Genomic DNA, 25,441 nt, shown 5'->3' with positions numbered 1-25,441 from the left:
TGCCACACGACGCGCCTTGTGAGGAACCCTTCCGTCGACGGTACGGAAGGGTTCCGGCTTTCCAGGGGTGATGTCCGCCTCAGCCCGCCGGACGCGTCGCACCGATCAGGTCGCGCCGGTGGATGCTCGCAATGCGCACCCGTGCACCCGTGTAGGGCGCTTCGACCATGCGGCCACCGCTGAGGTACAGGCCCACGTGGTGGATGGTGGCGGGATCGCTCTGGCTGGTCGCGAAGAAGACGAGGTCACCGGGACGCAGCTCGCTGATGGGAACGTGCGGGCCGGACGTCCATTGCGTGCCCGTCCAATGGTCGAGCCTCACACCCGCCTGGCCCCAGGCGTACATGGTCAGCCCCGAGCAGTCGAAGCCGACGGTCCCGGCACCCTGCGCAATGCCGTACGTGGGGCCGCTCACGTCGCCTCCTCCCCAGGAGTAGGGCGTGCCGAGCCACTTGAGCGCCGCCTGTACCGCGATGGCCCCCTGCGCCTCGGACAGAAGCCCATGAGGCGACTTCCGCGTGGGGAACTCCGCACGTGCTTTGCGGGCCTTAGCCCTCTCCAGGGCACGTTCCCGCGCGCGCTTGACGCTCGCAGCCTTCGCTTGGGCCTTACCCAGTCTGTGTTCTAGGCGGCGCTTCTCGGCCTCGATGCGTTGGACCGCTGCCTGCTGCGTGGCCACCGCGTCCTGCGCGAGCCGTTTGGCTTCGTCAGCGCGCCTTGTCGCCGCCTCCTGCTCGTCCAGCGCCGTCTTCACCTGGCGGCGGAACAGGTCGGCGACCGTCTTGGACGCTTCGACCCGGTGGAACACGGCGGTACGCCGTTCGGCGAGCATCTGGACCATGCCGGCGCGGTCCATGAACCCCTGGGGCCCGCCCTCGCCCGCGACGGCCGAGGACATCGGGTCGTAGCCGGTGTTGTCCCGGTAGACCTGCGCGGCGAACGAGGCCAGTTCGGCTCTGGCCTCCTCCGTCCTACGGTTCGCCTCGGCAAGCCGCCCTTGGGCGTCCCTGTACGCCGTCTGCGCGGCCTTCAGTCTCACCAGTTCGCCGTTGTAGCGCTCCACGGCTGTCTCCGCGGCGACGGCGAGCCTGTCGAGCTCGCCGTCCGCCTGGGCGAGCATGGCCTTCGTCCGCCCGACCTCGGCCGCCCGCTCCCTGACATCGCGTTCGCTTCGCTCGACGTCCTTCGCGCTGGGGCCGGGGGGATCGGACGGCCGGGCGGACACGGCCGGCACCAGCAGGCCCATGCCGATCGCGACGCCGGAGGAGAGGGCGACCAACCGCAGCGCCGCGCTGCGGGCGGGAGACGGGGTCACGCGACGGCGACGGACCTCGGGTGCGCCAGGTGCCATGATCACCTTCTCCCCGGCCGCGATGCCGCTTAGCGCAAATGATCAGCTACGAAGCGTAGTTGTCTCCGCCAACGGCGAGTACGCACACCGGATCGAGGTGGCCGCAGGTCCGGCACCGAGCGCCAGGCCGGACGCCCCGGTCCCTCCGCCGAAAGGACCCGGAGGTCAGACACCGAGCGACGGGGCGCGGCGGGCCCCCGGACCCCTAGGCACGAGGACCCGAAGGTCAAGCACCGAGCGCCGGAGCGGGCCGGGACGCCCCGCTTCGCTTGGGCACGGGGACCCGAAGGTCAGGCACCGAGCGACGGGGCAGGGTGGGAGGCCCTGCTTCGCTTGGGCACGGGGGCCGGGGCTCCCAGGGGCGGCGGGCCTGAGGGAGCGGTGGACGGCGAGAGGTCGGGCGCCGAACCGGGCGGCGAACCGGCCGACGGCGGGGTCAGACGAGGTTGGCGGCGCGGCATGTCGGACCCACCGGGAGGCGCTTCCGGCCGCCGCCCGGACCCGGGCCTCTGGGAGACGCCGGGGATGGCCGTCGGACGCGGGCCCGCGTTCCCGTACACGTCCCCCCGCCCGGCACCGACGCCGTACATGGAAGCCACCCCACCCGCGGCCAGGATCGTCACGGCCACAAGGACGGCGGCTACACGGACGGCCTGCGCGAGAACCGGGACCGCGGACTCCTCCTCCTTGGAGGCTTTGCGGGTGCGTCCGAAACGCCTGCGGCGCCCTCGGCGCGACGCCCGCCTGGAACGTCCGAAGGTGGTCTGGACGGGAAACCCGTCGGACCCGAACTCCGTGACACGGGTGGCCACGAAGAGCCTGTAGCCGACGAGTTCTGGATCCAGGAAGCAGCTCATCACCCTGAGCCGCGTCTCCGGTGCCGGTGCCACCTCCGGCAGCAGCCCGTAGACCTTGGCGGCGGACACGTACCGGGGACGAAGGGTTCTACAGACGGGGCAGCCTTGCGCGTGCTCCGTCAACCGCACGCTGACGTCGTGGGTGAGGTCGCCCTGTCGTTCGCGCAGAAGCAGCGCACGCTCGACGCAGCCGTACGGCCCCTCGTGCGCGAGTATCTCAGCGGTCAACGCCGCCGTGAGTTCGTCCTGCGCGGTGTCCAGCGCGGTTTGGGCGTCCCTTAATGACATGCCGAACACGGCCGCAAGGTCGGGGATCGTCAACTGGTGCCTGACGTGCAGTTCCAGGATCTCTCGGGAAAGGGGCGGCAGGGCCAGCACCGCCTGCCACGCCATGATTCGCTGGTCGACGTCCTCTTGGTCGTGGCTGGCGACCGGTACGTCCGGCGCCTGATGCCTGGACGGCATACGCCGGGCGCACTCCAGCCGGGCGATGGCGTAGAGCCATGGCCCGAACCGATCGGCCTCGCGCAACTTGCCGATGTAGGCCTCGGCCACGATGAACGTGTCCCGTAAGGCGACCTGTGCCGCGTCCCGGTCCCGCAACTGGAACCAGCAATACGCGTAAAGCCCGCCTGCACGGGCCTCGTACGCCGAGGCCGTGGCACCGGGGTCGCGGTTCCGCAGCGCCTCGACCAGGAGATGGTCGCTCATGCCAGAAAAGGTAAATGCTCCGAGCGTCCCCTACCAGGAAATCTAAGAGATCGCAGGCCGATACCGGACATCATCATTACCTTTTAACTCGGACTTTTGCAAAGTGTCGCAATAGCGAGGGTTATAGAACTTCGTCCGAGATACTGCAAGGTTCCGGTGATTCACATGACCAGGGCGTCATTCCAGCAAGCGATCACTTGAACACCAAGAGTGACGAAGGCAATTCGACCGTTCCGCCCGAGATGAGGCTTTGCTTGATCGAATATATTCCCCTCCCCCAGGGTCGCGGCGGACGATTATCCGTGCGCCAGGGAGACGAGTTCAGATGTCACGAAACTGGAGGAGGCAATTCAGCGACCAATCCGTCACCGCCATCGTGCGCCGACCTCGATAGGGCGTTCCGCCCGGCTCGGCCACCGCCCCAAGGGCGCGAACCGAGCCCCGAAGCCGCATCCCCGGCGCGGTCGCCGCCGGCCCGGCTCACCACACGATCGCCCCCTGATCCAAGTTGACACTGTCATAGTGACAGTGTCATCATCGAGCCATGGACGACACCTGGACGATCGCCGAACTGGCGGACCGTGCCGCCGCGGCCCTCGCGGCGGACGGGTCCGCGCAGGCCAGCGGCCGGGTGCGCGACCTGCCGAACGAGCGGCTGATCCGCTGGTACACCACGATCGGCCTGGTCGACCCGCCCCTCGGCCGGCGCGGCCGCACCGCCCTGTACGGGCCCCGCCATCTCCTCCAGCTCGTCGCCGTGAAGCGCCGCCAGGCCGCCGGCCGGTCCATAGCCGAGATCCAGGTCGAGCTCGCCGCCGCGACCGACACGGCCCTCGCCCGCATCGCCGCCCTCCCCGCCCCGCCGGCCGATTCGCCGGCTTCCCGCACTTCCCGCGGCCGGGCGGCGGAACACTCCGACCCGAACGGCCAGACCGCCGGGGACGGTGGTCCCCCGACCCCCGACGGCCTACCTCACGGCGACCTCGCGGAAAGCCCCGAGCGCCAAAGCACCCCTCCGCCGGCGCCGAAGGAGACGGAGGAGGTCGCCGGAGGCGGCGGCAGGGAGAGCTTCTGGAGCAAGCGACCCGACGTGTCGTTCCGCCGGAACATCGTCACCGACGGCTATGGCGAACCGCGTCCCGCGGTCGTGCAAGGCGTCCGCCTCGCGCCGGGCCTCACCGTGCTCCTCGACGTCCCCGCTCTCAACGGCGACGACCTCGCCGCCATCGAGGCCGCCGCTCGTCCACTGCTCGACGAACTGCACCGCCGCGGGCTGCTCGTCCCCGCGGAGAACACCGCCGAAAGCCCCGACCTCCAGATCGCCGACCCACCCGGGAGGACCCAGTGACCGTGCGCATCCTGCCGCTACCCGAGACCGCGCCACCGGTACCCGACCACGGGCTCGGCGCGCTCAGCACCGACAAGGGCAACCTGCCGCTCGACTCCGTGGACGTGCACGCGTCCATCACCGGCCTCGCCGCCGGCATCGAGGTCGTCCAGGGCTTCCGCAACCCGTTCGACATGCCGCTGGAGGCCACCTACATCTTCCCCCTGCCCGACCGCGCCGCCGTCACCGCGCTGCGCTTGGAGGCCGCCGACCGGGTCATCGAAGGCGAGCTGAAGGAGCGCGGGCAGGCGCGGCTGGACTACGACACCGCGATCGCCGCGGGCCAACGCGCGGCCATCGCGGAGGAAGACCGCCCGGACGTGTTCACCATGCGGGTGGGCAACATCCTTCCGGGCGAGAGGGTCACGATCAGACTCTCCCTCGACCAGCCGCTGCCGCACGAGTCGGCGTCCAGCGCGACGTTCCGTTTCCCGCTCGTCGTCGCCCCCCGTTACATCCCCGGCGCTCCGCTCGACGGCGCACACGCCGGGTCCGGGGTGGCCGAAGACACCGACGCGGTACCGGACGCGTCCCGGATCAGCCCGCCCGTCCTGCTGCCCGGCTTCCCCAATCCGGTCCGCCTGGCCGTCACCGTCGACATCGATCCGGCGGGGCTTCCGCTCACCGAGGTCCGGTCGGCGCTGCATGTGGTGGCCGAGGAGGGCGACGGCGAGCGGACGACCGTGCGCCTGCGACCGGGTGAGCGGCTCGACCGCGACTTCGTCCTCCGCCTCGACTTCGCCCCGCACGAGAGCGCCGCGCTCTCTCTGATCCCGGACGACTCCGGCGAGGAGGGGACGTTCAGCCTCACCGTCCTCCCTTCCGGGGAGGCGAGGCCCCGGCCGCGCGACGTCGTGCTCGTCCTCGACCGCTCCGGCAGCATGCACGGCTGGAAGATGGTCGCCGCGCGCCGCGCCGCCGCCCGCATCGTCGACACCTTCCGCTCCGAGGACAGGTTCGCCGTCCTGTCTTTCGACACCGTCATCGAGCGACCGCGCGACCTCGGTTCCGGGCTGGCCGACGGCACCGACCGCAACCGGTTCCGCGCCGTCGAGCACCTCGCGGCGCTGGACGCGCGGGGCGGCACCGAGATGCTCACCCCGCTCGACGAGGCCTGCCGCCTGCTCGCCGACTCCGCCCGCGACCGGGTGCTCGTCCTCATCACCGACGGCCAGGTCGGCAACGAGGACCAACTCCTCGCCCACCTCGAACCCCGGCTGCGCGGCGTCCGCGCGCACACGGTCGGCATCGACCAGGCCGTCAACGCCGGCTTCCTGAACCGCCTCGCCGCGATCGGCCAGGGCCGCTGCGAACTGGTGGAGTCCGAAGACCGGCTCGACGAGGCGATGGAGCACATCCACCACCGGATCGCCGCCCCACTGGCGACCGGTCTCACCCTGCACGCCGACGGGCTGGAGATCGTCCCCGGCACGGTGGCGCCCGCCCGGCCGAGCGCCCTGTTCCCCGGCGTCCCCCTTCAGATCGCGGGCCGGTTCCGGGGCTCGTCCACCGGTTCCGTCTCCGTCAGGGGTACGGCATCCGACGGCACGGCCTGGGAGCAGCGCGCCACCGGCACCGTCGCCGAGGACCCGGCCGCACGAGCCATCTGGGCCCGAGCGCACCTGCGCGACCTGGAGGACCGCTACACGGTCGGCGGCCCCGACGACCTGGAACAGCGCATCATCGCGACCTCCCTCCGCTTCGGCGTCCTGTGCCGCTTCACCGCGTTCGTCGCCGTGGACAGCCGCGTCGCGACCGAGGGGCAGGTACCGCATCAGGTCGTCCAGCCGGTGGAGACCCCCCGTGGCTGGGGAGGCGCAGCGCCAATGGCCGCCCCCCGCATCGCCCCCGCCGCCTTCTCGATGGACATGGAGGTAGAGCCCATGGAGCGTGCCCTGCCACCTGACGCTCTCCCGGCCGACGCCCCACCCATGCCGACCGCCCCCACCGGCCCGCCCCCGATGGCGCCGGCGCCCACCGGACCGCCCCCCATGCAGCAAGGGGCCCCTCCCGGTTACGGCTCGCCGCCTCCCGCCTCGGGCCGCCCCGGCGGTCGCCCCCCGGGCCGATCCGCCGAACGGGCTCGCCGACAGGGAAGTTCCGCATCCTCGGCCCTGACCGGTTTCCAGCAGGAGCTGGCCAACGTGCTGGGCCGCCTGCGCCAGGTTCCCGAAACGCGGGAGGAGCGAATCAACCGCCTGCTGAGCGAACTCCTCCCCATCCTGGAGTCGATCGTCCAGCGGATGCAGGCCCTATCCCTGGACGCCACCCCCCTCGCCGACCTTCGCGACGACCTGCACCGCCTCTCCCCCACCGCAGACGAGGCGACCGTCAACGACCAGTGGACCAGCGCCCTGCAGGTCCTCGCCGACTTCACCGGCGAGTCCCCACCCCGCCGCCCCTTCTGGAAGCGCCACAGGTAACCCCCGGCGGGGGCGCTCAACGAAGACCGCCCCCGCCACCCCCAATAACCACCACGCGCAGGCCGAGGCTCGACCGGGTTGCGCGAAAGCCGCGAGCGCGCCGATCCACGACACCACACGGCCCGGGCACCACGCGCACGGTTCGAGGGCCGAGCAGAGTTATGCGAGAGCCACGAGTGCGCCAGTCCGCGGCCCCACACGCGCCAGCCCGTGGCACCACACGCACGGATCCAGTGCCCAGCGGGCTGGTCAAGGGACGCGTTTGGGCCGGTCCACACGCACGGTTCGAGCATCACGCGCGGCTCTCGGGCGGGCGGGTAATGCGGGGGACGCGAGTGCGCCGGTCCACGGCACTACACGCGCGGTTCGGGCAGCACACGCGCGGTTCGAGGACCGAGCAGGCTAGACGAGGTACACGGGTGCGCCAATCCCCGGCACCACACGCGCGGATCCCGGGCCGAGCAGGTTATGCGAGAGACGCGTGTGCGGCGGTCCAAGCCACCACAGGCGCGGTTCGGGCACCACGCGCGCGGTTCGAGGGCCGGGTGGGGTGCGCAGCGGCTTGTCGATGGAGGCGCCCGGGTGCGAGGGGCCCGACCACAGGATCGGGCGGCGGATCACAGACCTGGAGCCTCTCAACAATCCGCGTCTCGCCAAAATGCTCGGCATCCCGATGAGTGAAAGACGCGTATGGGACGGTCCGCGGGACCACGCGCGCTGGCTCGGGCACCACGCGCACGGTTCGAGGGCCGAGCAGGTCATAAGGGACGCGTTTGGGCTGGTTCACGGGACCACGCGCGGTTCGGGCAGGACGCGCGCGGTTCGAGGGCCGGGTGGGGTGCGCAGCGGCTTGTTGATGGAGGCGCCCGGGTGCGAGGGGCCCGACCACAGGGTCGGGCGGCGGATCACAGACCGAGCCCCTCAACAATCCGCGCCTCGCCAAAATGCTCGGCATCCCGATGAGTGAAAGACGCGTATGGGACGGTCCGCGGGACCACGCGCGCTGGGTTGGGCACCGGGCGCGCCGGTTCACGGGACCACGCGCTCGGTTGGGCACCGGGCGGGCGGGGCGAGGGGCGGGCCGGGGGTGTGGGAGACGCGGTTGGGGCGGTCCGCGGGACCATGCGCGCTCGGTTGGGCACCGGGCGTGCGGGGCGAGGGGCGGGTCGGGTGGGTGGGAGGCGCGGTTGGGGCGGTCTACGGACCGCGTGTGCGGTTTGGGGACCGCTTGTGCGGTTTGAGGGGCGAGTGGGGGTGTGGGGGACGCGTGTGTGGCGGGCCACGGGACCACGTGCAGGCCGGGGGTGTGTGAGGGGGGGGTGGGGGCCGGTCCGCGGGGGTGGGCGCGGACCGGCCTGCGTTGGTGGAGGGTGGTCAGACGTGCTTCGGGTGGTAGCGGCGGACGAGGGGGATCAGGTTGAGGGCCAGGCCGATGACGGCGACCCCGCTGACCAGGTTGACCCCGGGGTGGAACTCCGCGAAGCCGTCGCCGCCCGCGGCCGTCCCGCCGGCGACGAGGGCGGTGACCACGGCCAGGACCAGGGCGGCGCCGACCTGGCCCGAGGTCTGGACGAGGCCGGAGGCCAGCCCCTGCTCGGAGTCGTCGATCCCGTCCGTGGCCTGCGCCATGATCGAGCTGAAGCCGAACGCGAACCCGCCGCCCAGCAGCAGCATCGTCGGCAGGATCGTGAACGCGTAGTGCGGGGCGTTCCCGGCCGTGCCGAGGAACCAGGCGTAACCGAGGCTCAGGGAGGTCATCGAGCTGATGATCAGGCGGGGCGTCCCGTAACGGTCGATCAGGCGGCCGACGAACGGTGAGCCGAAGGCCACGAGGAGTCCGGCAGGGAGGAGCGCCATGGCCATCCGCAGGGGCGACCAGTGCAGGACGTCCTGCAGGTAGAGCGTCATCATGAACTGGAAGCTCAGGTAGGAGCCGAACAGCGCGACGATGCTCAGGTTGGCGCGGACGATCGAGCCGATGCGAAGGATGCCGAGCCGGATCAGCGGGTGCCGCACCTTGTTCTCGGTGACGAAGAACGCGATCAGCAGGGCCGCCGCGACTCCGATGGAGCCCAGGGTGACCGGGTCCAGCCAGCCGCGGTCGGGGGCCGAGACCACGGTGTAGACCGCGAGCAGCATGCCGCCGGTGAGGGTCACGGCGCCGAGAACGTCGTGCCCTCCGCCGGCCGCGGGCCGGTCCCGCGGGATCAGCGCGATGCCCGCGACGAGGGCGAGGAGAGCGAGCGGCACGGGTGTCAGGAACGTCCAGCGCCACCCGAAGCTGGTCAGCAACCCGCCGAGGATCAGCCCGGACGAGTAGCCGCTGGCCCCGAAGACGGAGAACACCGACAGCGCCCGGTTGCGAGCCGGACCCTCGTGGAAGGTGGTCGTCAGGATGGACAGGGCGGTCGGCGCGGTGAAGGCGGCGGCCAGGCCCTTCACGAAGCGGGTGGCGATCAGCAGCGCACCGTCGTCGACGAGGCCGCCCACCAGCGACGCCAAGGCGAACACCGCGAGGGCGGCGAGGAAGACCCGGCGGCGGCCGAGGAGGTCGGCGGTCCGTCCGCCGAGCAGGAGCAGCCCGCCGTAGCCGAGGACGTAACCGTTGACGATCCACTGCAGTGACGTGGTCGAAAGGCCGAGCTCCGCGCCGATCGACGGCAGCGCGACGCCCACCATCGAGACGTCGAGTCCGTCCAGGAACAACACGGCGCACAGGACGGCGAGGACCCCCCACAACCGGGGAGTCCAGGTCTGTTCGGCCGGCGCGCCCACGGCGCCCGGCGCGCGGACAGCGGAGTCGGGTGAGGTCTCGGTGATAGTCACGTCGGAGGACAGTACATGCACATGCATCAAATGTCCACGCACAAAATTCTGCGGAATTTAATTCCTGTGCATCTGATGCGCATGCATGGTAAGGTGCGCGGCATGAAGGCGGAGTCTGCTCTGGTCGGCCGCTGGCGCGAGCTGGCGACCTGCTACAACACGGTCGCGTGCGCCCTGGACCGCGCCCTGCAGGAGGTCCACGGCCTGAGCATGAGCGAGTACGAGACGCTCGACCGCCTCGTGGACCAGGACTGCGAAAAGCGTCGCATGCAGGACATCGCCGCGGCCATGTACCTCAGCCAGAGCGCCCTGTCACGGACGGTCGCCCGCCTGGAGAAGCACGGCTACGTCCAGCGCGGGCTCTGCGACACCGACCGCCGCGGCGTCTTCGTGGAGATCACCGACGCCGGCCGGCGCTGCCACGCCGACGCGCGCGACACCCACGTGAAGATCCTCGCCGAGCACCTGTCCGACTGACCGCGGCGGTTGTTCGCGACGACGCGCCCGGACCTCCCCGGCCGACTGGCTGACTTTGAAACGACGCTGTACAGGAGCATTCCGGTGCCGCCCCGCCCGCCGAGGGCGCGCTTCACATGAGTGCAGCCGCAGACCTGAGCGGAGCGGGATCTGCCGAACAGGCCGGGGGCGACGGGCCGGGCCCCGACGCGTCACGCCGGGCCGGGGGCCTTCGAGGCGGCGACGGCCGGTGGCGTAGAGGATCGTGGAGCGGCCGCCGATGGGCGCTTCGCGCCGGGGCCGCATCGTCCCCGGCTGACCGGTGTGAGAAGTGCCGGATGACAGGCGCACTTCGACGGCTTTTACTCGCCGGTCGTCCCGTCCAGGAGCTCACGGGCGACGTCGAGGTGACCGACGTGGCGCGCGTACTCCTGAAGCAGGTGGAAGAGGATCCTGCCGAGAGACGGAGCCTGATCGGACGACTGGAAACGTCCGCCGAGGCGGGCCTTGTCGTCCAGCGAGGCGCCCTCCACCAGGGTGCGCGTCCTGGCGACCTCCTTCTGGTAGGCGTCCAGGACGTCTGCGGTCGACCGGTCGGCGGGGACGCCCCATTCGGCCTCGTCGCCTCCAGGCGGGTAGGCGAGGACGTCCTCGGCGGCGAATCCCCACCGCATCCACCGGCGCTCGACCCAACCGAGGTGCTGGACCAGGCCGAGCGGTGACCAGCCCAAAGGCTCGACCGGCTCGTGTAGCCGCTCGTCCGACAGCCCGGCGAGCTTCCGTGCCAGCGCTTCGCGATACCACTCCAGGTACCCGAGGAGAAGTTCACGAGCGTCCGTCACCTCGGCCCCCGGGCCGTCGAGGAGCGCGGGAACCTGATCCGAGGGGTTCTGCATCCGCCGACGGTAACGCGGTCCCGGCTCCTTCGCGGGCGGCGCCGGCGGGGAGGCCGAACCTCACCGCCCCACGCGCCAATGATCGTCGATGCGGCGGCGCGCCACGCTCACCGGCCTCTACGCTGAGCACTGCCCACCCGAGTAACGGCCTCGGGCCCGTTGTCGCAGGACGCCCGTGACGGTCGGCATCAGGCGAAATCGGCCGCCGTCATGCCGGGCGGATGTCCAGGCGGCCACTGCACGAGCTCGATCCTGTAGCCGGTGGGGTCGGTCAGCCAGGACGTCTTGAACCCCGGCCCCGACTCGGCCGCCGGCTCGGTCGGGACGCCCTTGGCGGCGAGTTCGGCGAGCGTGACGTCGAGATCGTCCACCTGCACGACGAGATGGTTGACGGCGCTGACATCCTCGACCGGTCTCGCCGGATCGTGCACGAGCTCGAGGCTGACGAACGGATCGCCGGGCAGCTGGAGCATGGTGAGGCTCCCGAAGTCCGTCCCGGGAACGTGGCCGACCTTGACGTAGCCGAGTGCGGCGTAGAAGGCGAGCGAGCGTTCCAGGTCGGTGACCCGCAGCCCGAGGTGCAGCATGCGCATTCGCGGCAGGCTAGTGCGCCTCTGACCACCGCGTCCCGGGGGAGCGCCTTCCGAAGCCCACCTGGCCCTCAGACCGGTGGAGACCTCAGCACCGCCCGCTCGCGTCCGCCGGCGGCTCGCGTCCGTGGTCGGCCCGGACCGTCATCTGTCACGACGACCGTTGCGCTCCGTACCCCCAGGCCCGTGAAGACCTGGGGCCGGTCGCCTCGCGTTCGCTGCCGGTTCGTGGTCAGGCCGGATCGTGATGTGTCCCGGACGATCGGTGGGTGAAGGGCTTTAGGGCAATATGTCGGGGGTGGAGATCGGGCTGCTCGGGCCGTTGCTCGTCCGGGACGATGGCGGGGACGGCGTCGCGGTCGGCGGGGCGCGGGTGCGGGCGCTGCTCGCCATGCTGGCTCTCGACGCCGGGCGGACGGTCCCCGCCACGAGGCTCATGGACGGGTTGTGGGGCGAGCGGCCACCCGCCAACACGGGCAACGCCCTCGCCACCCTCGTCAAGCGTCTGCGAGGCGTCCTCCGCCCGGACTCGGTCCTGGTCAGCCCGCCCGGCTACCTGCTCGCCGTCGACCCCGGCCAGGTGGACGCCGTACGGTTCGCGCAGCTCGCGGCCGAGGGCAGGGCCGCCCTGCGCGGCGGTGACCCCCGCTCGGCGGTGCAGGTATTGGACGAGGCACTCGGGCTGTGGCGCGGCGCGGCCCTCGCCGACGTGCTCGACGCCCCGTTCGCGGCGCCCGTCGCGGCGGGGCTGGAGGAACGCCGTCTCACCGCCGTCGAGGACCGGGCCGAAGCGGCGCTGGCCCTCGGCCGGCATGCGGACGTGGCCGCCCATCTCGGCGCGGAGGCGAGGGAGCATCCGCTGCGGGAACGGCTCGCGGCCCTGACGATGCGGGCCCTCGCCGGAGACGGGCGGCAGAGCGAGGCGCTGGAGGTCTTCGAGCGGACCCGGAGCCTGCTCGCGGAGGAGCTGGGCGTCGATCCGTCCCCCGTCCTCGCGGAGGCGCACCTGACCGTGCTGCGCGGCGACGACCGCACCGCCGGGCGGGCTCCGGCGCGGGGTCTGCGCGCGCGGGTCACGAGCTTCGTCGGCCGGGACGCCGAGCTCTCCCAGGTCGCCGGGATGCTGCGGGACGCGAAGCTCGTCACGATCGTGGGACCGGGCGGGGCGGGCAAGACCAGGCTCGCGGTGGAGGCGGGTGCCCGCGCCGAGGCGTGGCCCGACGGCGTGACGCTGGTGGAGTTCGCCTCGCTCGCCGCCGAGGCCGACGTCGCCTCCACCGTGATGGCCGCGCTGGGCGTCCGCGAAGGAGTGCGGAAGGCGGGCGAGGCCGCAGATCCGGAGGGACGCCTCACCGAGGCGCTCGCCGGACGGCGCCTGCTGCTCGTCCTCGACAACTGCGAGCACGTGGTCGACGCGGTGGCCCGGGTGGCCGATCTCGTCCTCGGCGCGTGCCCGGACGTCCGGCTGCTCGCGACGAGCCGGGAACCGCTGGCGGTGCCCGGCGAGGTCCTCTTCCCGATCCCGCCGCTCCGGCTGCCTCCGGAGGGGGCGGCGTCGCTGGAGTTCCCCGCGGTCCGGCTGTTCGTGGACCGCGCCGAGGCCGTCCGCGCGGGACGGTCGCAGGACCTGGAGGCCATCGGCGCCATCTGCCGCGAGTTGGACGGCCTGCCGCTGGCGATCGAACTGGCCGCCGCGCGGGCGCGCGCGCTGTCTCCCGCGCAGATCCTCGCCCGGCTGGACGACCGCTTCCGGCTCCTGACCGGCGGCCACCGGACCGCGCTGCCCCGCCACCAGACGTTGCGCGCCGTGGTCGAGTGGAGCTGGGAGTCGCTCGCGGAGCGGGAGGCCGGGGCGGCCCGGGCCCTGTCGGTCTTCGCGGGCAGGTTCGGCCTGGAGGACGCCGAGGCCGTGTGCGGCGAGGACGTCCTCGACCCGCTCACCGCGCTGGTGGACAAGTCGCTGGTCGAGCCGGACGGCGACCGCTACCGCATGCTGGAGACGATCCGCGCGTACGCCGCGGGGCGTCTCAACGAGGCCGGAGAAGAGGCCGCCGTGCGGGCGGCGCACGCGCGCCGCTTCCTGGACACGGTCGAGGCCGCCGAACCGGCGCTGCGGACGGCCGCCCAGCAGGAGGCCCTCGACCGCATCGCCGAGTCGCACGACAACGCCCTCGCCGCGCTGCGCTGGGCGGTCGACGGCGGGGACGCCGCACTCGCGCTGCGGCTGTGCGCCGCGCTGACCTGGTACTGGTGGTTCCGCGGGCAGCGGTGGGAGGCGTCGCGGCAGGCCCGGCAGGTGCTGGCGCTCACCCCGGACGGCCCGCCGGACGGCCTGGTGCTCGAGCACGCGACCTGCCTGCTCGCCGCCCATCTCGCCGACTTCGCCCATCCGCTGGACTTCTCCTCGGCGACCGGGGCGGCGGACCTCGCCGGGCTCGCGGAGGCGTTCACGGCCGTCCGCGCCGAGGACGGTCCGGTCAACCCGCTCCTGCTGGTGTCGGGCGCGTCGCTGCTCGCGATGACGGGCAGGTCGGAGGAGGCGCTGGAACTCCTCGACCAATACGCGGCGGCGGACGATCCGTGGCTGGCGAGCGCGGCGGTCATGATGCGGGGCAGCCTGCTGGTCCGGGTGGAGGACCTGGAGAGCGCCGTCACGGGGTTCCGCGCGCTCGGCGACCGGTGGGGCCTCATCCAAGCGCTCATGCTCGTGATCCAGCACCGTGCCCTGCGCGGCGGGCTCGCCGAGGTCGCGCCCCTCATGGACGAGGCCGAGGCCCTGCTGGACGGGCTGCTCGCCGACGAGGAGGTCAGCGCCACCCTGATCCGGCACGCCTACCTGCGGCTGCGGGGCGGTGATCTGGACGGCGCGTCCCGCGCCACCGGGCGCGCCCTCCGGCACGCGCGCAGCGGCCGGCAGCGTGCGCTGGTCCAGGCGGCGGACGCCGCGATCGCCGGCCGCCGGGGCGACTTCGCGACGGCGCTGCCCGCCTTCCGCTCCGTCCTCGCCGAACTCGCCGCCCTCCGGACGGTGCCGTTCGACGTCGCGTTCATCCGGGCCAACTACGCGCGGGCGCTGTCGGCGTCCGGCGACTTCGCCGGCGCCTACGCCCAGTTCGACGAGGCGCTGCGCTCCCTCGGCCCCGTCGACGACCGGTCCCTGCAGATCATGGTGGTGATCGGCGCCGCCGCCACCGCCGGTTCCGCGGGCGACCACGAGAAGGCGGTGCTTCTCCTGGCCGGATGCGAGGCCGTCTTCCAGGCGGGCTACGCCAACGCCGACGCGGTGCGCGCGAACGAGCAGGCGCGCGTCGCGCTCGGCGGGCAGCGCTACGCCGAACTGCGCGAGCAGGGCGCCGCCCTGACCCGCGACGCCCTGCTCGCCCTCATCCGATCCTGATCCTGGACGGGTGGCTCCGGTCGTGGTGCACCCGGTCGGTCGCCGGTATCGGCGTCCCGCCGCACCCGGCGCAGCGATGCAGTTCCAGCCGGATCCGGTGACCCGCGCCAAGGCAGACCTCTGGCAGCGCGAGCCCGACCTCCGCCTGCACGACGTGCCCGCGCCGCAGCCGCGTGACGTGCGCGCAGGTCGCGGCGAGCAGCGTGGTCGACGCGTCCGGCGGGACGTCCGCGAGCCCGACGTTCAGCGGCGCGACGGCCGCGGTGGACGAGACGTACAGCGTGACGGCGGCGCCGCCGAGCCGGAGCGGCTCGCCCAGCGGAGGGCCGGTGAAGCGCAGGACGTCGTCGCGGATCTCGGCGGCGCGCCGGTCGCCGGGCGGGACGGGGCTGTAGGGGTCGTGATGGCAGACGGCCGGCGGCAGGTGCGGGGGCGGCGGGACGACCGCCAGGCCGGCACCGGTCCCGGCGCCGGCCCGATCGGTGCCGTGCAGGTAGTACTCGATCACCGGGTCTCCGCGCCCTTGCGGTAGGCGAGCAGGGCGAAGACCGCGGCGATCGCCGTCCAGCCCGCAAGGATCGCGGCGCCCTGGGCATGGGGCGCGTGACCGGTCGCCAGGTCGTCGGCGAACTGGGCGTACCGGTAGGTCGGGGTGGCGCGGGAGACCGGCTGGAGCCAGCCCGGGAGCTTGTCGACGGGCTGCCACAGGCCGCCGACCAGCGACATCGCGATGTAGGACACGACCGCGACGCCCTGGGCGATCTGCGGCCGCAGCAGGTAGCCGAGGCCGATCGCGAGCAGGGCGATCGGCGCGACCCCCGTCCACAGCGCGGCGACGCTCCCCGCCCACTCGGCGGGGGTGTGCCGGACGTGGTCGACGAGCGCCCCCACGAGCTGGATCGCCAGGATCGGAGGCAGCGCCACCACCAGGCCGACGAGCCCGCGCCCGACGACGACGCGCGCCGGGCTCAGCGGAGTCAGCCGGAGCTGGCGCAGCCACCCGAGGCTCTTGTCCTCGGCGATGCCGCTGCCGCTGTTGAGGACGGCGCCCATCGCGCCGAACGCGGCCATGGTGACGGTGAGGAGCAGCAGCGTCTCCTCGCGGTCCGGGCCCTTGGCGCTGTTGCCGAGCACGAAGTACATGAGCAGCGGCGTGATGAGGCTGACGGCGAGGAAGCTGACGTCGCGGTAGAGGCGGGTGCCTTCGAGTCGCAGGTAGGCGAGCATGGCCGTACTCCTTCGGGGGTTAGCGGGGACCAGTGAGGGCGACGAAGGCGTCTTCCAGGCCGACGCCCGTCACCTCGAGCCGGGGGACGGGCCCGAGCGCGGCGAGGGTGGCGTCGGAGTCGAGCGTGCGCAGGATCGCGCGGCCACCGCGGACCTCGACCGTCGTGACGCCCGGCAGCCGCTCCAGCGCGGCGGTGGACGTCCCCTCCCGCAGCTCGAAGCTGACGATCCTTCCGGAGACGGCCTCCTTCAGCTGCGCGCCGGTGCCGTCGGCGGTGATCCGTCCGGAGTCGACGATGACGATCCGTCCGGCGTTCTGGTCCGCCTCTTCCAGGTAGTGGGTGCAGAACACGACCGTCTTGCCGCGGGACGCGTCGGCGCGCATGGCCGTCCACAGCTCGCGGCGGGCCTCCACGTCCAGTGCGGCCGTCGGCTCGTCCAGGACGATGAGATCCGGATCCCCTGCCAGCGCGAGCGCGAACCGGACGCGCTGCGACTGGCCGCCCGAGAGCTTGTCGACGCGCTTGTCCGCCAGCGCGACGAGCCCCGCCGTCTCGAGGATCTCCGTGTACGGCATCGGGTCGGGGAAGGTGCCCCGCACGAACGAGACCAGCTCCCGCACCTTGATCCGCGGGACCAGCCCGCCCTCCTGGAGCATCGCGCCCACCAGCCCGTCGCGCAGGGCCCGCGCGGGGGCCCGGCCGAACAGCTCGACCGTCCCCGCCTCCGGCGGCACCAGCCCCAGCATGATCGAGATCGCGGTGGACTTGCCCGCCCCGTTCCGCCCGAGCAGCGCCACCGTCTCCCCTCGCTCGATCGTCAGATCGAGCCCGTCGACCGCCCGTACGTCGCCATAACTCTTGCGCACCCCCGCCATCCGCACCGCTGGGCTCATCGCCCTCTCCCTCCATCGGCTTCGCGATGCCTCCCACGCTCGCCGCTCCCGATGGCACCGCGATGGCAGCCCGATGGCACCCCGCTGCCATCGACGGCGGCGCCGCCCGGAAAACCGGGGCATGGTGAGTGATCAAAGGTCCTGGCAACGGCGGCGCCTGACGGACGTCCGCGCGGGACACGACGGCGACGCTAAGGAGACCCCGCCAGAGGCCGAAGGCCACTCGTCGCTGGTCGGGGTGGTGGCCCTGCGGTTTGTCAGGCGTCCGGCGCGAGGGGCTTCTGCCAGACCAGGAGGTAGCGCCAGTAGAGGAGGCGCCGCACTCGCACGCCCGGCAGCAACGCGGCGGCCTGCCGGGCGACTTCTCGGGTGGTCAGCGGCGGGTCCATGAGGACGGGCATGATCGCGTGGGTGGCGTCCTTCGCGAACCCGCCGCCCCCTCCCAGCGACCTTCTCGCCAGGAACGCCGCACCGAGCAGGCGATGCCCGGCGGCCGCCGTGACCTCGACGGGCAGTTCGCGGGGCAGGTCACGCCGGGGCAGAGCGATGGCGGCGAAGACCCCTCCGGGCCGCAGGGCGTCCCGCGAACACCGGAAGTGCCTCATGCAAGGGCAAGTGGTGCAGTGCGCAGATCGAGAAGATCGCGTCGTAGTCCTTGCCGGGCAGCGAGTCGGCGAGGACGTCGGCGAGGACGCAGTTCACGTTCTCGGGGACGCGACGCCTCGCCGCCTCGATCATCTCCGCAGACCGGTCGAGTGCGTCCACCTGCTCGCTCCGCCGGGCGAGCCGGGCCGCGAACGCTCCGGCGCCACAGCCGACGTCCAGCACCCGCCGGCAGGGCTGGGGCAGGTGGCGGAGAAGCAGCCGGTGGTAATAGGCGTTGTGATCCCAGTCGAGCACAGCCCGACGTTACGCCCCGAGGCAGCTGTCACGAGCCTGCCGAACGAGATCCACACCCGTCCCGGCTCGTCCTGCGGCCTGCTCGGCTCCAGAGCGTGGTCAGGACGAACCGGACGGGGCCCGGCTCAGATCCACGACGCAGAAGACGTTGCCGTCCGGGTCTGCGAGCACGACGAAGTCCGGGGCCGGCGGATACAGGTCCCAGTCGACCTTGACCGCTCCCAGCCCCACCAGACGCTCGACCTCGGCCTCCTGCTCTTGCGTGGTGTCCGTCAACAGGTCGAGGTGGATACGCGGATGCGCTTCGGCCGGCGACTCGCTGCGCATCAGGGCGAGCGCCCGGCCCGAACCGTCCGCGTGCTCCAGCGTGCGCCAGCCTGGGCTCTCCCACTCGGAAACGGGCACCAAGTTCAGCGCGGACGTCCAGAAGGACGTGGCGCGGGGAATGTCCGTCACACCGATCACGGGGAAGCCGAGTCTGAGCATGAACCCGAGTCTAGGCAGGGGCTCAGCAGTCCTGGGGCGCACCCGTCCAACCGACCGGGCGGGCCGGGTGGCGGGCGCCCCTAGGGAGCGGCACCACCCTCCAACCTGCCAAGGCCCCACCCCCGGCGCCATCGTGTCCGCGCTTCGCCTGGTCGGTCTCACCGGCCGCACTGACTGTCAATCACCTCCGCGGCGAGGGCGGGAGTGCGAGGGATCGTCTCCTCACACTCCCGCCCTCGACGAAGCGCCGCTGCTCACTGCTCGCGTCCCTTGTGGGTCTTCGTGGCCTTGCCGGACGGAGTCGTGCAGGGCTCATCCCCGGTCGCGCCGCAACGCGGGCACGCGGCCGACTTCGCGCTCGACTCAGCCTCCTGCGCCTTCTGCACCTTCTGCGCCTTGGTCGACTCCGCAGCAGGCTCCTTGTCCGACTTACCAGCGGGCTTCTTGGCCGGCTCAGCGGCAGCCTTAGAAGCCGACTTCGCAGCGGTTTTCTCAGCCGGCTCAGCGGCCGACTTCTTGGCCGACGCGGCGGGCTTCGAAGCCGGCTCATCGTCCCGCTCCTTGGCCGGCTCAGCAGCGGACTCCTTGACCGACTCCGCAGCGGGCTTCTCGGCAGACTCAGCGGCGGGCTTCTTGGCCGACTTACCGGCGGGTTCGGCGGCGGGCTTCGTGGCCTTCTCAGGGTCCTGCTTCTTAACCGACTTCGCAGCGGACTCCTTGGCCGGCTCAGCAACCGGCTTCTCGGCCGACTCCTTGGCAGGCTTCTTGGCCGACTCAGCGGCCGACTCCTCGGCCGACTCACCGTCCTGCTCAGCGGCCGACTCTGCGGCGGGCTCCTTGGCCGACTCGTCAGCCGGCTCGGCGCCCCGCTCCTTCGTCGACTCCGGGGCCGACTCGGCAGCCGGCTCCGACTCCGGCGTCTCGGGGGTCGTGGATTCCGCGGGCTTCTTGTCGTCGCGGTCCTGCTCGCGCTCTGCGCGGTCGCGCTCGGCCGGGGCGGGGTCGGAGTCGGAGTCGCGTCGCGTTATCTGTCGTACGTACGTCTTGACGCGGTCGATGATCTTCACAGGTGGGGGCTCCTTAGCGTCGGGCACCAGGCCGCGCAGGCAGTTCGGACATGGCCTCTCGGATCGCGTCGGTGTGCTCGGCTCGACCTGGTCGCGTTCCTCGAAGGCCATCAGTTCATGGGGTGATCCCAGTCGAGTACGGCCAGATGTTACGCCGTATGCGGAGTGCGGATCGTCCCCGTCGCCGCCGAGGACGCCCGGCCAAGCGATGTGCCAGGCAGTCAAGCAGAAGGCCACCGCGGTGACCGCGACGGATCCGGGAGTTGGGAGCCGTCGGCTACCCGTCGAATCCTCGGAAGGTGCCGACCTGATCCGCACTGTCTGCGAAGTCGTCGAAATCCAGGTTCGCGATGCTGAGGTTGGCCGAGACCTCCCTGTACCAGCGAGGCGGTACCCGGAAAGTCCGCCCGGGTTCGGTGTACAGGTCGACGGCGAGCAGCGGCCGTTCGTCATCGCTCATGGTGAGCTTGTCGTCGTCACTCGCCGCGGCGTCCAGTTCGACCGATGCTGACGCCGGAGTATTCCGGGTCACTGACGTAGGTCGCGTTCGCGTCCCCATCCTCTATCGCCGCCTTCAGCGCGGCCCACGCCGAGTCATCACCGAAGTCGGTCCGCAGAACCAGCGACGCCAGGTCGTCGGGTGGAGGGCAGGGCCGGTCGTGGCTCAATTGTGATCATTCGCAGCCGGCTCCCAGGACAACCGGCCTGACTCCTTGATCGTCACCATTACCTCATTGATCCCGCAGGAGGTTTCCTTGCGTCGACCGCTTACGGCTCTGTCCGCATCCGCCGCTCTCGCCCTGGCCGCATTCACACCCCTCGCGACAGCCGACGCGGCCACGCCTCTCAAGGTTGCCGTGACCGGCTTCAACGCCAGTCCAGAGCCCGTCGCGTATACCGGAACCGTCACCGGGCGCGGTCAGATCATGATCGTGCGAGCGGACGGAAGCCGTACACCCGCTCCGCACGCCTCGTACCGGCTCCAGTTCTCCACGGACAAGAGGACCTGGGGCAACAAGAGCGCGCTCACGTCCACAGACGAACAGGGCCGCTTCAACGTGACCGGCAAGGCCTATCACGACGGATATTGGCGTGTGGCCGTTCAGGGCGGCGGCGACTACACGGCAACGGCTGGGCCGTCCGACTTCGTGGACGTCCGGTATCTGACACGGATCCTCGACTACTTCGCGGCGCCCGATCCCGTCCGCAAGGGGGCCACGGTCACCCTCCAGGGGATGCTCTACCGCTACACCGACAAGTGGCACCACTTCACCCAGCAGAAGATGTACTTCTACTTCCGCCCCAAGGGCTCGACCAAGTGGAGCTACCTCGGCAGCACCCGCGGCGACCGCAACGAGCTCTTCCGCAAGGGCTTCAAGGCGACCAAGGATGGAACCTGGCGGGCCTACTACCCCGGCTCAACGGCCTACGCGAAGGTCTACCGGGACGAGTACGTGGACGTGCGCTAGAAGACTGCTGAAGATCTTGTGAGGGGCTGTCCGGCCGTGGGCCGGACAGCCCCTGTGTGGTCATGCTTCGGCCGTGGACAGGTGCCAGGTGCCGTTGGTTCGGGTGAGTCCGAGGTTGATGAGTCGGCGGAGGTTGAGGACGGCGGCTCGGGTGTGGAGCCAGGCGTCGGCTTTGATGGTGCCGCGGTGGCGGAGGCGGCGGTTGCCGTGGTGGACGAGCCAGGCGACGGCGCGTTCGACCGGTGGTCTCCAGCGGCGGTAGTCGGCTTGCCAGGCCGGGTCGTGGGCCGATTGGCGGCGGGCGGCGGCTTGGAGGTCGTGGTGGGGGCGGATGGTCAGGATCCGGCCTGCCTTGGCGTTGGTGCACCGCTCGCGCAGGGGGCATCCGGTGCACCGGTTCCCGAACACGGCTTTGCGCTGGTGGTGGCGTCCGCCGGGGTCCGATAAGGGGGCGGTGTGCCCGGCGGGGCAGGTCACGGTGCCGTTGGTGGTGTCGATGGCGAAGTCGTCGAGGGTGAAGCCGCCGGGGACGGCGGGCCGCAGCGGGGCGGGCTTGATGAACAGCCGGTGCCCGGCGGCGGTGAGGGCGTGGCGGGCCTGGCCGGTGGAGTAGGCGGTGTCGCCGAACACCTGCACCGGGGTGTCCTCGCCGGCGAGCAGGTCCAGGCCGACGACGGCCTCGTGGTGGGCGGCCCCGGCGCCGGGCCGCAGGGCCACCGCGGTGAACAGGCCGGTTTCGGGCTCGACGGCCAGGTGGGCTTTGAAGCCGTCCTGGCGGTGGCTGCGGGTCTTGTGGACGTGCCGGGCTTGGGGGTCGACGGTCGAGATCACCCGGTCCGGGGCGGTGCCGTCGGTGATGCGCCAGCGCCCGTCGCGGCCGTCGGACCCTTCGGCCGGTTCGACGTCCTGCCCGGCGACCAGGGCCAGCAGGCCCACCGCGTTCGCGGCCCGCTCGCCCAGTTCCTGCTCGGGCAGGTGCCCCAGCAACCTGAGCGCGTCGGTGACCAGGGCGTCCACCAGCTCGGCGCGGGCCTGCTCGTCGTTCCAGGCGATGCGCGGTTTGCCCGGGTCGGTGTAGTCGTGGGCGGTGCACGCCGCCGCGGCCACCTCGGCCGCCCCGGGGACATGGCGGATCACTGAGCGGACGGCGGCGATCAACTGGGTGACGGTGTCCTGGGTGGCGACCGCATCGTCCAGCACCGTGGAGTCCAGCGCACGGCGATGCCTGCCGGTGAGCACCCCGGTCGCCCGCACCACCTCCCGCACGGCCTCGAAGATCCGGTCGGGCCGGGCCGAGCGTGCCAGCCGACGGCGGAAGTAGGCCAGCAGCGACGCATCGAACGCGGTGTCGTGCAGGCCCAGCCCGCACGCGGCCTTCCAGCGCAGGTCACACCGCAACTCCTGCACCGTCTCAGAATCCGACAGCCCGTGCAGGGCCTGCAAAGTGATCGCCGCGGCCAGGATCTGCGGCGGCATCGACGGCCGCCCGTTCGCCGACGGATACATGTCCGCGAACATCACCGCCGGGAACAACGCGCCACGGTGCTCGGCCAGGAACGCGAACACGCTCCCCGCTGGGATCAGCTCCCGGCACGTCTCCCACACATCCGGACCGACCGTCTCCCCGGCCCACTCACCCATCACCACACCACAACACACTGGCCCCGCCGCATCCGCGGCGGGACCAAAACCCCAAGATCTTCAGCAGTCTTCTAGGGGCTGTCTCGAAGTCTGGTGTGTGACGGTGTGTCGTGATCCTTAAACAGCGAGGTCTCCGGTAGAGGGTTCATCGACCAAGAAGAACCAGAAACACCGGAGACCTCGTGGCCACCCTAGCGGTGACGCGGCGGTTCGACCTGACCGATGGGCAGTGGGCGGCGCTGGAGCCGCTGCTGCCGGCGCCCAAGGGGCCGGGTCGGCTGTCAAAGTGGACGAAACGGCAGCTCATCGACGGGATCCGGTGGCGGGTGCGGGTTGGTGCGCCCTGGCGGGATGTCCCGTGGTGTTACGGCTCCTGGCAGGCGGTGTACTCGCTGTTTCGCCGCTGGCAGCGGGCGGGGGTGTGGGCGCGGGTCGTGGCCGGGCTGCAAGGCCGGGCGGACGCGGTCGGACTGATCACCTGGGAGGTGGGCGTGGATTCCACGATCGCTCGGGCCCATCAGCACGCCGCTGGTGCCCGCACCCGGCCTGATGAGCAGGCCGAGCCCCCGGATGAGGCCGGCGGCGAGCCCGCCGATCACGCGCTGGGACGATCGCGTGGCGGGCTGACCACCAAGATCCACCTGTCGTGCGAGCAGGGACAGAAGGTGTTGTCGCTGCTGGTCACCGCCGGTCAGCGGGGAGACTCGCCGCAGTTCCGGGCCGTCCTGGAGCGGCTCGCGGTGCCGCGGGTGGGGCCGGGCCGGCCGCGGAAACGACCGGAGCGCGTCCGGGCCGACAAGGCCTACAGTTCCCACGCCAACCGCGCTTACCTGCGCAGACGCGGGATCGGCTGCACGATCCCGGTCAAGGCCGACCAGGCCCGCAACCGCGCAAAGCGGGGCAGCCGGGGTGGGCGCCCGCCGGTGTTCTGCGCGCTGGACTACCGGCAGCGGCACGCCATCGAATGCGCCATCAACCGCCTCAAACGTCATCGAGCCGTGGCCACCCGGTATGACAAGCTCGCCGTCCGCTACGAAGCCACCCTCCACATCGCCGTCATCAACGACTGGCTGATCTGCCTTTGAGACACGCCCTAGAAGACTGCTGAAGATCTTGTGAGGGGCTGTCCGGCCGTGGGCCGGACAGCCCCTGTGTGGTCATGCTTCGGCCGTGGACAGGTGCCAGGTGCCGTTGGTTCGGGTGAGTCCGAGGTTGATGAGTCGGCGGAGGTTGAGGACGGCGGCTCGGGTGTGGAGCCAGGCGTCGGCTTTGATGGTGCCGCGGTGGCGGAGGCGGCGGTTGCCGTGGTGGACGAGCCAGGCGACGGCGCGTTCGACCGGTGGTCTCCAGCGGCGGTAGTCGGCTTGCCAGGCCGGGTCGTGGGCCGATTGGCGGCGGGCGGCGGCTTGGAGGTCGTGGTGGGGGCGGATGGTCAGGATCCGGCCTGCCTTGGCGTTGGTGCACCGCTCGCGCAGGGGGCATCCGGTGCACCGGTTCCCGAACACGGCTTTGCGCTGGTGGTGGCGTCCGCCGGGGTCCGATAAGGGGGCGGTGTGCCCGGCGGGGCAGGTCACGGTGCCGTTGGTGGTGTCGATGGCGAAGTCGTCGAGGGTGAAGCCGCCGGGGACGGCGGGCCGCAGCGGGGCGGGCTTGATGAACAGCCGGTGCCCGGCGGCGGTGAGGGCGTGGCGGGCCTGGCCGGTGGAGTAGGCGGTGTCGCCGAACACCTGCACCGGGGTGTCCTCGCCGGCGAGCAGGTCCAGGCCGACGAGGGCCTCGTGGTGGGCGGCCCCGGCGCCGGGCCGCAGGGCCACCGCGGTGAACAGGCCGGTTTCGGGCTCGACGGCCAGGTGGGCTTTGAAGCCGTCCTGGCGGTGGCTGCGGGTCTTGTGGACGTGCCGGGCTTGGGGGTCGACGGTCGAGATCACCCGGTCCGGGGCGGTGCCGTCGGTGATGCGCCAGCGCCCGTCGCGGCCGTCGGACCCTTCGGCCGGTTCGACGTCCTGCCCGGCGACCAGGGCCAGCAGGCCCACCGCGTTCGCGGCCCGCTCGCCCAGTTCCTGCTCGGGCAGGTGCCCCAGCAACCTGAGCGCGTCGGTGACCAGGGCGTCCACCAGCTCGGCGCGGGCCTGCTCGTCGTTCCAGGCGATGCGCGGTTTGCCCGGGTCGGTGTAGTCGTGGGCGGTGCACGCCGCCGCGGCCACCTCGGCCGCCCCGGGGACATGGCGGATCACTGAGCGGACGGCGGCGATCAACTGGGTGACGGTGTCCTGGGTGGCGACCGCATCGTCCAGCACCGTGGAGTCCAGCGCACGGCGATGCCTGCCGGTGAGCACCCCGGTCGCCCGCACCACCTCCCGCACGGCCTCGAAGATCCGGTCGGGCCGGGCCGAGCGTGCCAGCCGACGGCGGAAGTAGGCCAGCAGCGACGCATCGAACGCGGTGTCGTGCAGGCCCAGCCCGCACGCGGCCTTCCAGCGCAGGTCACACCGCAACTCCTGCACCGTCTCAGAATCCGACAGCCCGTGCAGGGCCTGCAAAGTGATCGCCGCGGCCAGGATCTGCGGCGGCATCGACGGCCGCCCGTTCGCCGACGGATACATGTCCGCGAACATCACCGCCGGGAACAACGCGCCACGGTGCTCGGCCAGGAACGCGAACACGCTCCCCGCTGGGATCAGCTCCCGGCACGTCTCCCACACATCCGGACCGACCGTCTCCCCGGCCCACTCACCCATCACCACACCACAACACACTGGCCCCGCCGCATCCGCGGCGGGACCAAAACCCCAAGATCTTCAGCAGTCTTCTAGGGGGAAAGCGACCTAGTCGAGCGGGGAGGGGCGCCACGACAGGGCGTCG

The 25,441-nt window shown here is 71.8% G+C and carries 21 protein-coding genes; 6 read left to right on the top strand and 15 right to left on the bottom strand.

Features of this window, described 5'->3' with window-relative positions; genetic code table 11:
* Positions 1-79: 79 nt before the first annotated feature.
* Positions 80-1,351, bottom strand: a complete 1,272-nt coding sequence (locus FKD65_RS27370; RefSeq protein WP_141580189.1) for an NlpC/P60 family protein — start codon at positions 1,349-1,351, stop codon at positions 80-82.
* A gap of 290 nt (positions 1,352-1,641) precedes the next feature.
* Positions 1,642-2,919, bottom strand: coding sequence for an RNA polymerase sigma factor (locus FKD65_RS27365; protein ID WP_141580188.1), 1,278 nt, complete (start codon positions 2,917-2,919; stop codon positions 1,642-1,644).
* 544 nt (positions 2,920-3,463) lie between these two features.
* Between FKD65_RS27365 and FKD65_RS45755 the strand changes: the two genes are divergently transcribed.
* Positions 3,464-4,267: a MerR family transcriptional regulator gene (locus FKD65_RS45755; protein WP_141580187.1), complete on the top strand. Its 804-nt coding sequence runs from the start codon at positions 3,464-3,466 to the stop codon at positions 4,265-4,267.
* Positions 4,264-6,729, top strand: coding sequence for a VIT domain-containing protein (locus tag FKD65_RS27355; RefSeq protein WP_141580186.1), 2,466 nt, complete (start codon positions 4,264-4,266; stop codon positions 6,727-6,729). The genes FKD65_RS45755 and FKD65_RS27355 overlap by 4 nt, the downstream gene beginning before the upstream one ends.
* Before the next feature lie 1,374 nt (positions 6,730-8,103).
* Here FKD65_RS27355 and FKD65_RS27350 read toward each other — a convergent pair.
* Positions 8,104-9,555 carry an MFS transporter gene (locus tag FKD65_RS27350; protein WP_141580185.1) on the bottom strand — a complete coding sequence of 484 codons (1,452 nt, stop codon included), beginning with the start codon at positions 9,553-9,555 and terminating at the stop codon, positions 8,104-8,106.
* Positions 9,556-9,657: 102 nt separating this feature from the next.
* Here FKD65_RS27350 and FKD65_RS27345 point away from each other — a divergent pair, with 102 nt between their 5' ends.
* The gene (locus tag FKD65_RS27345) at positions 9,658-10,032 is read left to right on the top strand and encodes a MarR family winged helix-turn-helix transcriptional regulator (protein WP_141580184.1); all 375 of its coding nucleotides are present in this window, start codon (positions 9,658-9,660) and stop codon (positions 10,030-10,032) included.
* Positions 10,033-10,373: 341 nt separating this feature from the next.
* Here the strand turns inward: FKD65_RS27345 and FKD65_RS27340 are convergent, their stop codons facing one another.
* Positions 10,374-10,907: a DinB family protein gene (locus FKD65_RS27340; RefSeq protein ID WP_141580183.1), complete on the bottom strand. Its 534-nt coding sequence runs from the start codon at positions 10,905-10,907 to the stop codon at positions 10,374-10,376.
* A gap of 188 nt (positions 10,908-11,095) precedes the next feature.
* Positions 11,096-11,500: a VOC family protein gene (locus tag FKD65_RS27335; protein WP_141580182.1), complete on the bottom strand. Its 405-nt coding sequence runs from the start codon at positions 11,498-11,500 to the stop codon at positions 11,096-11,098.
* Positions 11,501-11,795: 295 nt separating this feature from the next.
* Between FKD65_RS27335 and FKD65_RS27330 the strand changes: the two genes are divergently transcribed.
* Complete coding sequence (locus tag FKD65_RS27330; protein WP_168221213.1) at positions 11,796-14,894, top strand: BTAD domain-containing putative transcriptional regulator; 3,099 nt, start codon at positions 11,796-11,798, stop codon at positions 14,892-14,894.
* Here the strand turns inward: FKD65_RS27330 and FKD65_RS27325 are convergent.
* From FKD65_RS27325 to FKD65_RS27295, 8 genes are all read right to left on the bottom strand, one after another.
* Positions 14,881-15,402: a CocE/NonD family hydrolase C-terminal non-catalytic domain-containing protein gene (locus FKD65_RS27325; RefSeq protein ID WP_168221212.1), complete on the bottom strand. Its 522-nt coding sequence runs from the start codon at positions 15,400-15,402 to the stop codon at positions 14,881-14,883. The genes FKD65_RS27330 and FKD65_RS27325 overlap by 14 nt on opposite strands.
* Entirely contained in the window at positions 15,399-16,121 is a 723-nt protein-coding gene (locus tag FKD65_RS27320; RefSeq protein ID WP_141580179.1) for an ABC transporter permease, read from the bottom strand. The genes FKD65_RS27325 and FKD65_RS27320 overlap by 4 nt, the downstream gene beginning before the upstream one ends.
* A gap of 19 nt (positions 16,122-16,140) precedes the next feature.
* Positions 16,141-17,016 (bottom strand): ABC transporter ATP-binding protein, encoded by an 876-nt coding sequence (locus FKD65_RS27315; protein WP_205718272.1) that lies wholly within the window; start codon positions 17,014-17,016, stop codon positions 16,141-16,143.
* Positions 17,017-17,273: 257 nt separating this feature from the next.
* Positions 17,274-17,417: a hypothetical protein gene (locus FKD65_RS45060; RefSeq protein ID WP_205718271.1), complete on the bottom strand. Its 144-nt coding sequence runs from the start codon at positions 17,415-17,417 to the stop codon at positions 17,274-17,276.
* A 127-nt stretch (positions 17,418-17,544) separates the two neighbouring features.
* A complete protein-coding gene (locus FKD65_RS45055) occupies positions 17,545-17,916 on the bottom strand; it encodes a bifunctional 2-polyprenyl-6-hydroxyphenol methylase/3-demethylubiquinol 3-O-methyltransferase UbiG (RefSeq protein ID WP_205718270.1) in 372 nt (123 codons plus the stop codon).
* Positions 17,917-18,015: 99 nt separating this feature from the next.
* Positions 18,016-18,402, bottom strand: a complete 387-nt coding sequence (locus tag FKD65_RS27305; RefSeq protein ID WP_141580178.1) for a VOC family protein — start codon at positions 18,400-18,402, stop codon at positions 18,016-18,018.
* A gap of 254 nt (positions 18,403-18,656) precedes the next feature.
* Complete coding sequence (locus tag FKD65_RS27300; RefSeq protein WP_141580177.1) at positions 18,657-19,469, bottom strand: hypothetical protein; 813 nt, start codon at positions 19,467-19,469, stop codon at positions 18,657-18,659.
* A 277-nt stretch (positions 19,470-19,746) separates the two neighbouring features.
* The gene (locus FKD65_RS27295) at positions 19,747-19,929 is read right to left on the bottom strand and encodes a hypothetical protein (RefSeq protein ID WP_141580176.1); all 183 of its coding nucleotides are present in this window, start codon (positions 19,927-19,929) and stop codon (positions 19,747-19,749) included.
* Positions 19,930-20,401: 472 nt separating this feature from the next.
* Between FKD65_RS27295 and FKD65_RS27290 the strand changes: the two genes are divergently transcribed.
* Positions 20,402-20,938, top strand: a complete 537-nt coding sequence (locus tag FKD65_RS27290; RefSeq protein ID WP_141580175.1) for a hypothetical protein — start codon at positions 20,402-20,404, stop codon at positions 20,936-20,938.
* A gap of 60 nt (positions 20,939-20,998) precedes the next feature.
* Here the strand turns inward: FKD65_RS27290 and FKD65_RS27285 are convergent, their stop codons facing one another.
* Positions 20,999-22,579, bottom strand: a complete 1,581-nt coding sequence (locus FKD65_RS27285; protein ID WP_141579963.1) for an IS1182 family transposase — start codon at positions 22,577-22,579, stop codon at positions 20,999-21,001.
* 182 nt (positions 22,580-22,761) lie between these two features.
* Here FKD65_RS27285 and FKD65_RS27280 point away from each other — a divergent pair, with 182 nt between their 5' ends.
* Positions 22,762-23,664, top strand: coding sequence for an IS5 family transposase (locus tag FKD65_RS27280; RefSeq protein ID WP_141580174.1), 903 nt, complete (start codon positions 22,762-22,764; stop codon positions 23,662-23,664).
* A 72-nt stretch (positions 23,665-23,736) separates the two neighbouring features.
* Here the strand turns inward: FKD65_RS27280 and FKD65_RS27275 are convergent, their stop codons facing one another.
* Positions 23,737-25,317: an IS1182 family transposase gene (locus tag FKD65_RS27275; RefSeq protein WP_141576383.1), complete on the bottom strand. Its 1,581-nt coding sequence runs from the start codon at positions 25,315-25,317 to the stop codon at positions 23,737-23,739.
* Between the last annotated feature and the right edge of the window lie 124 nt (positions 25,318-25,441).

Origin of the sequence: Actinomadura sp. WMMA1423 (assembly GCF_006547145.1) — a bacterium.
GTDB lineage: Bacteria > Actinomycetota > Actinomycetes > Streptosporangiales > Streptosporangiaceae > Spirillospora.
This window is presented reverse-complemented; position numbering and strand designations above follow the sequence as displayed.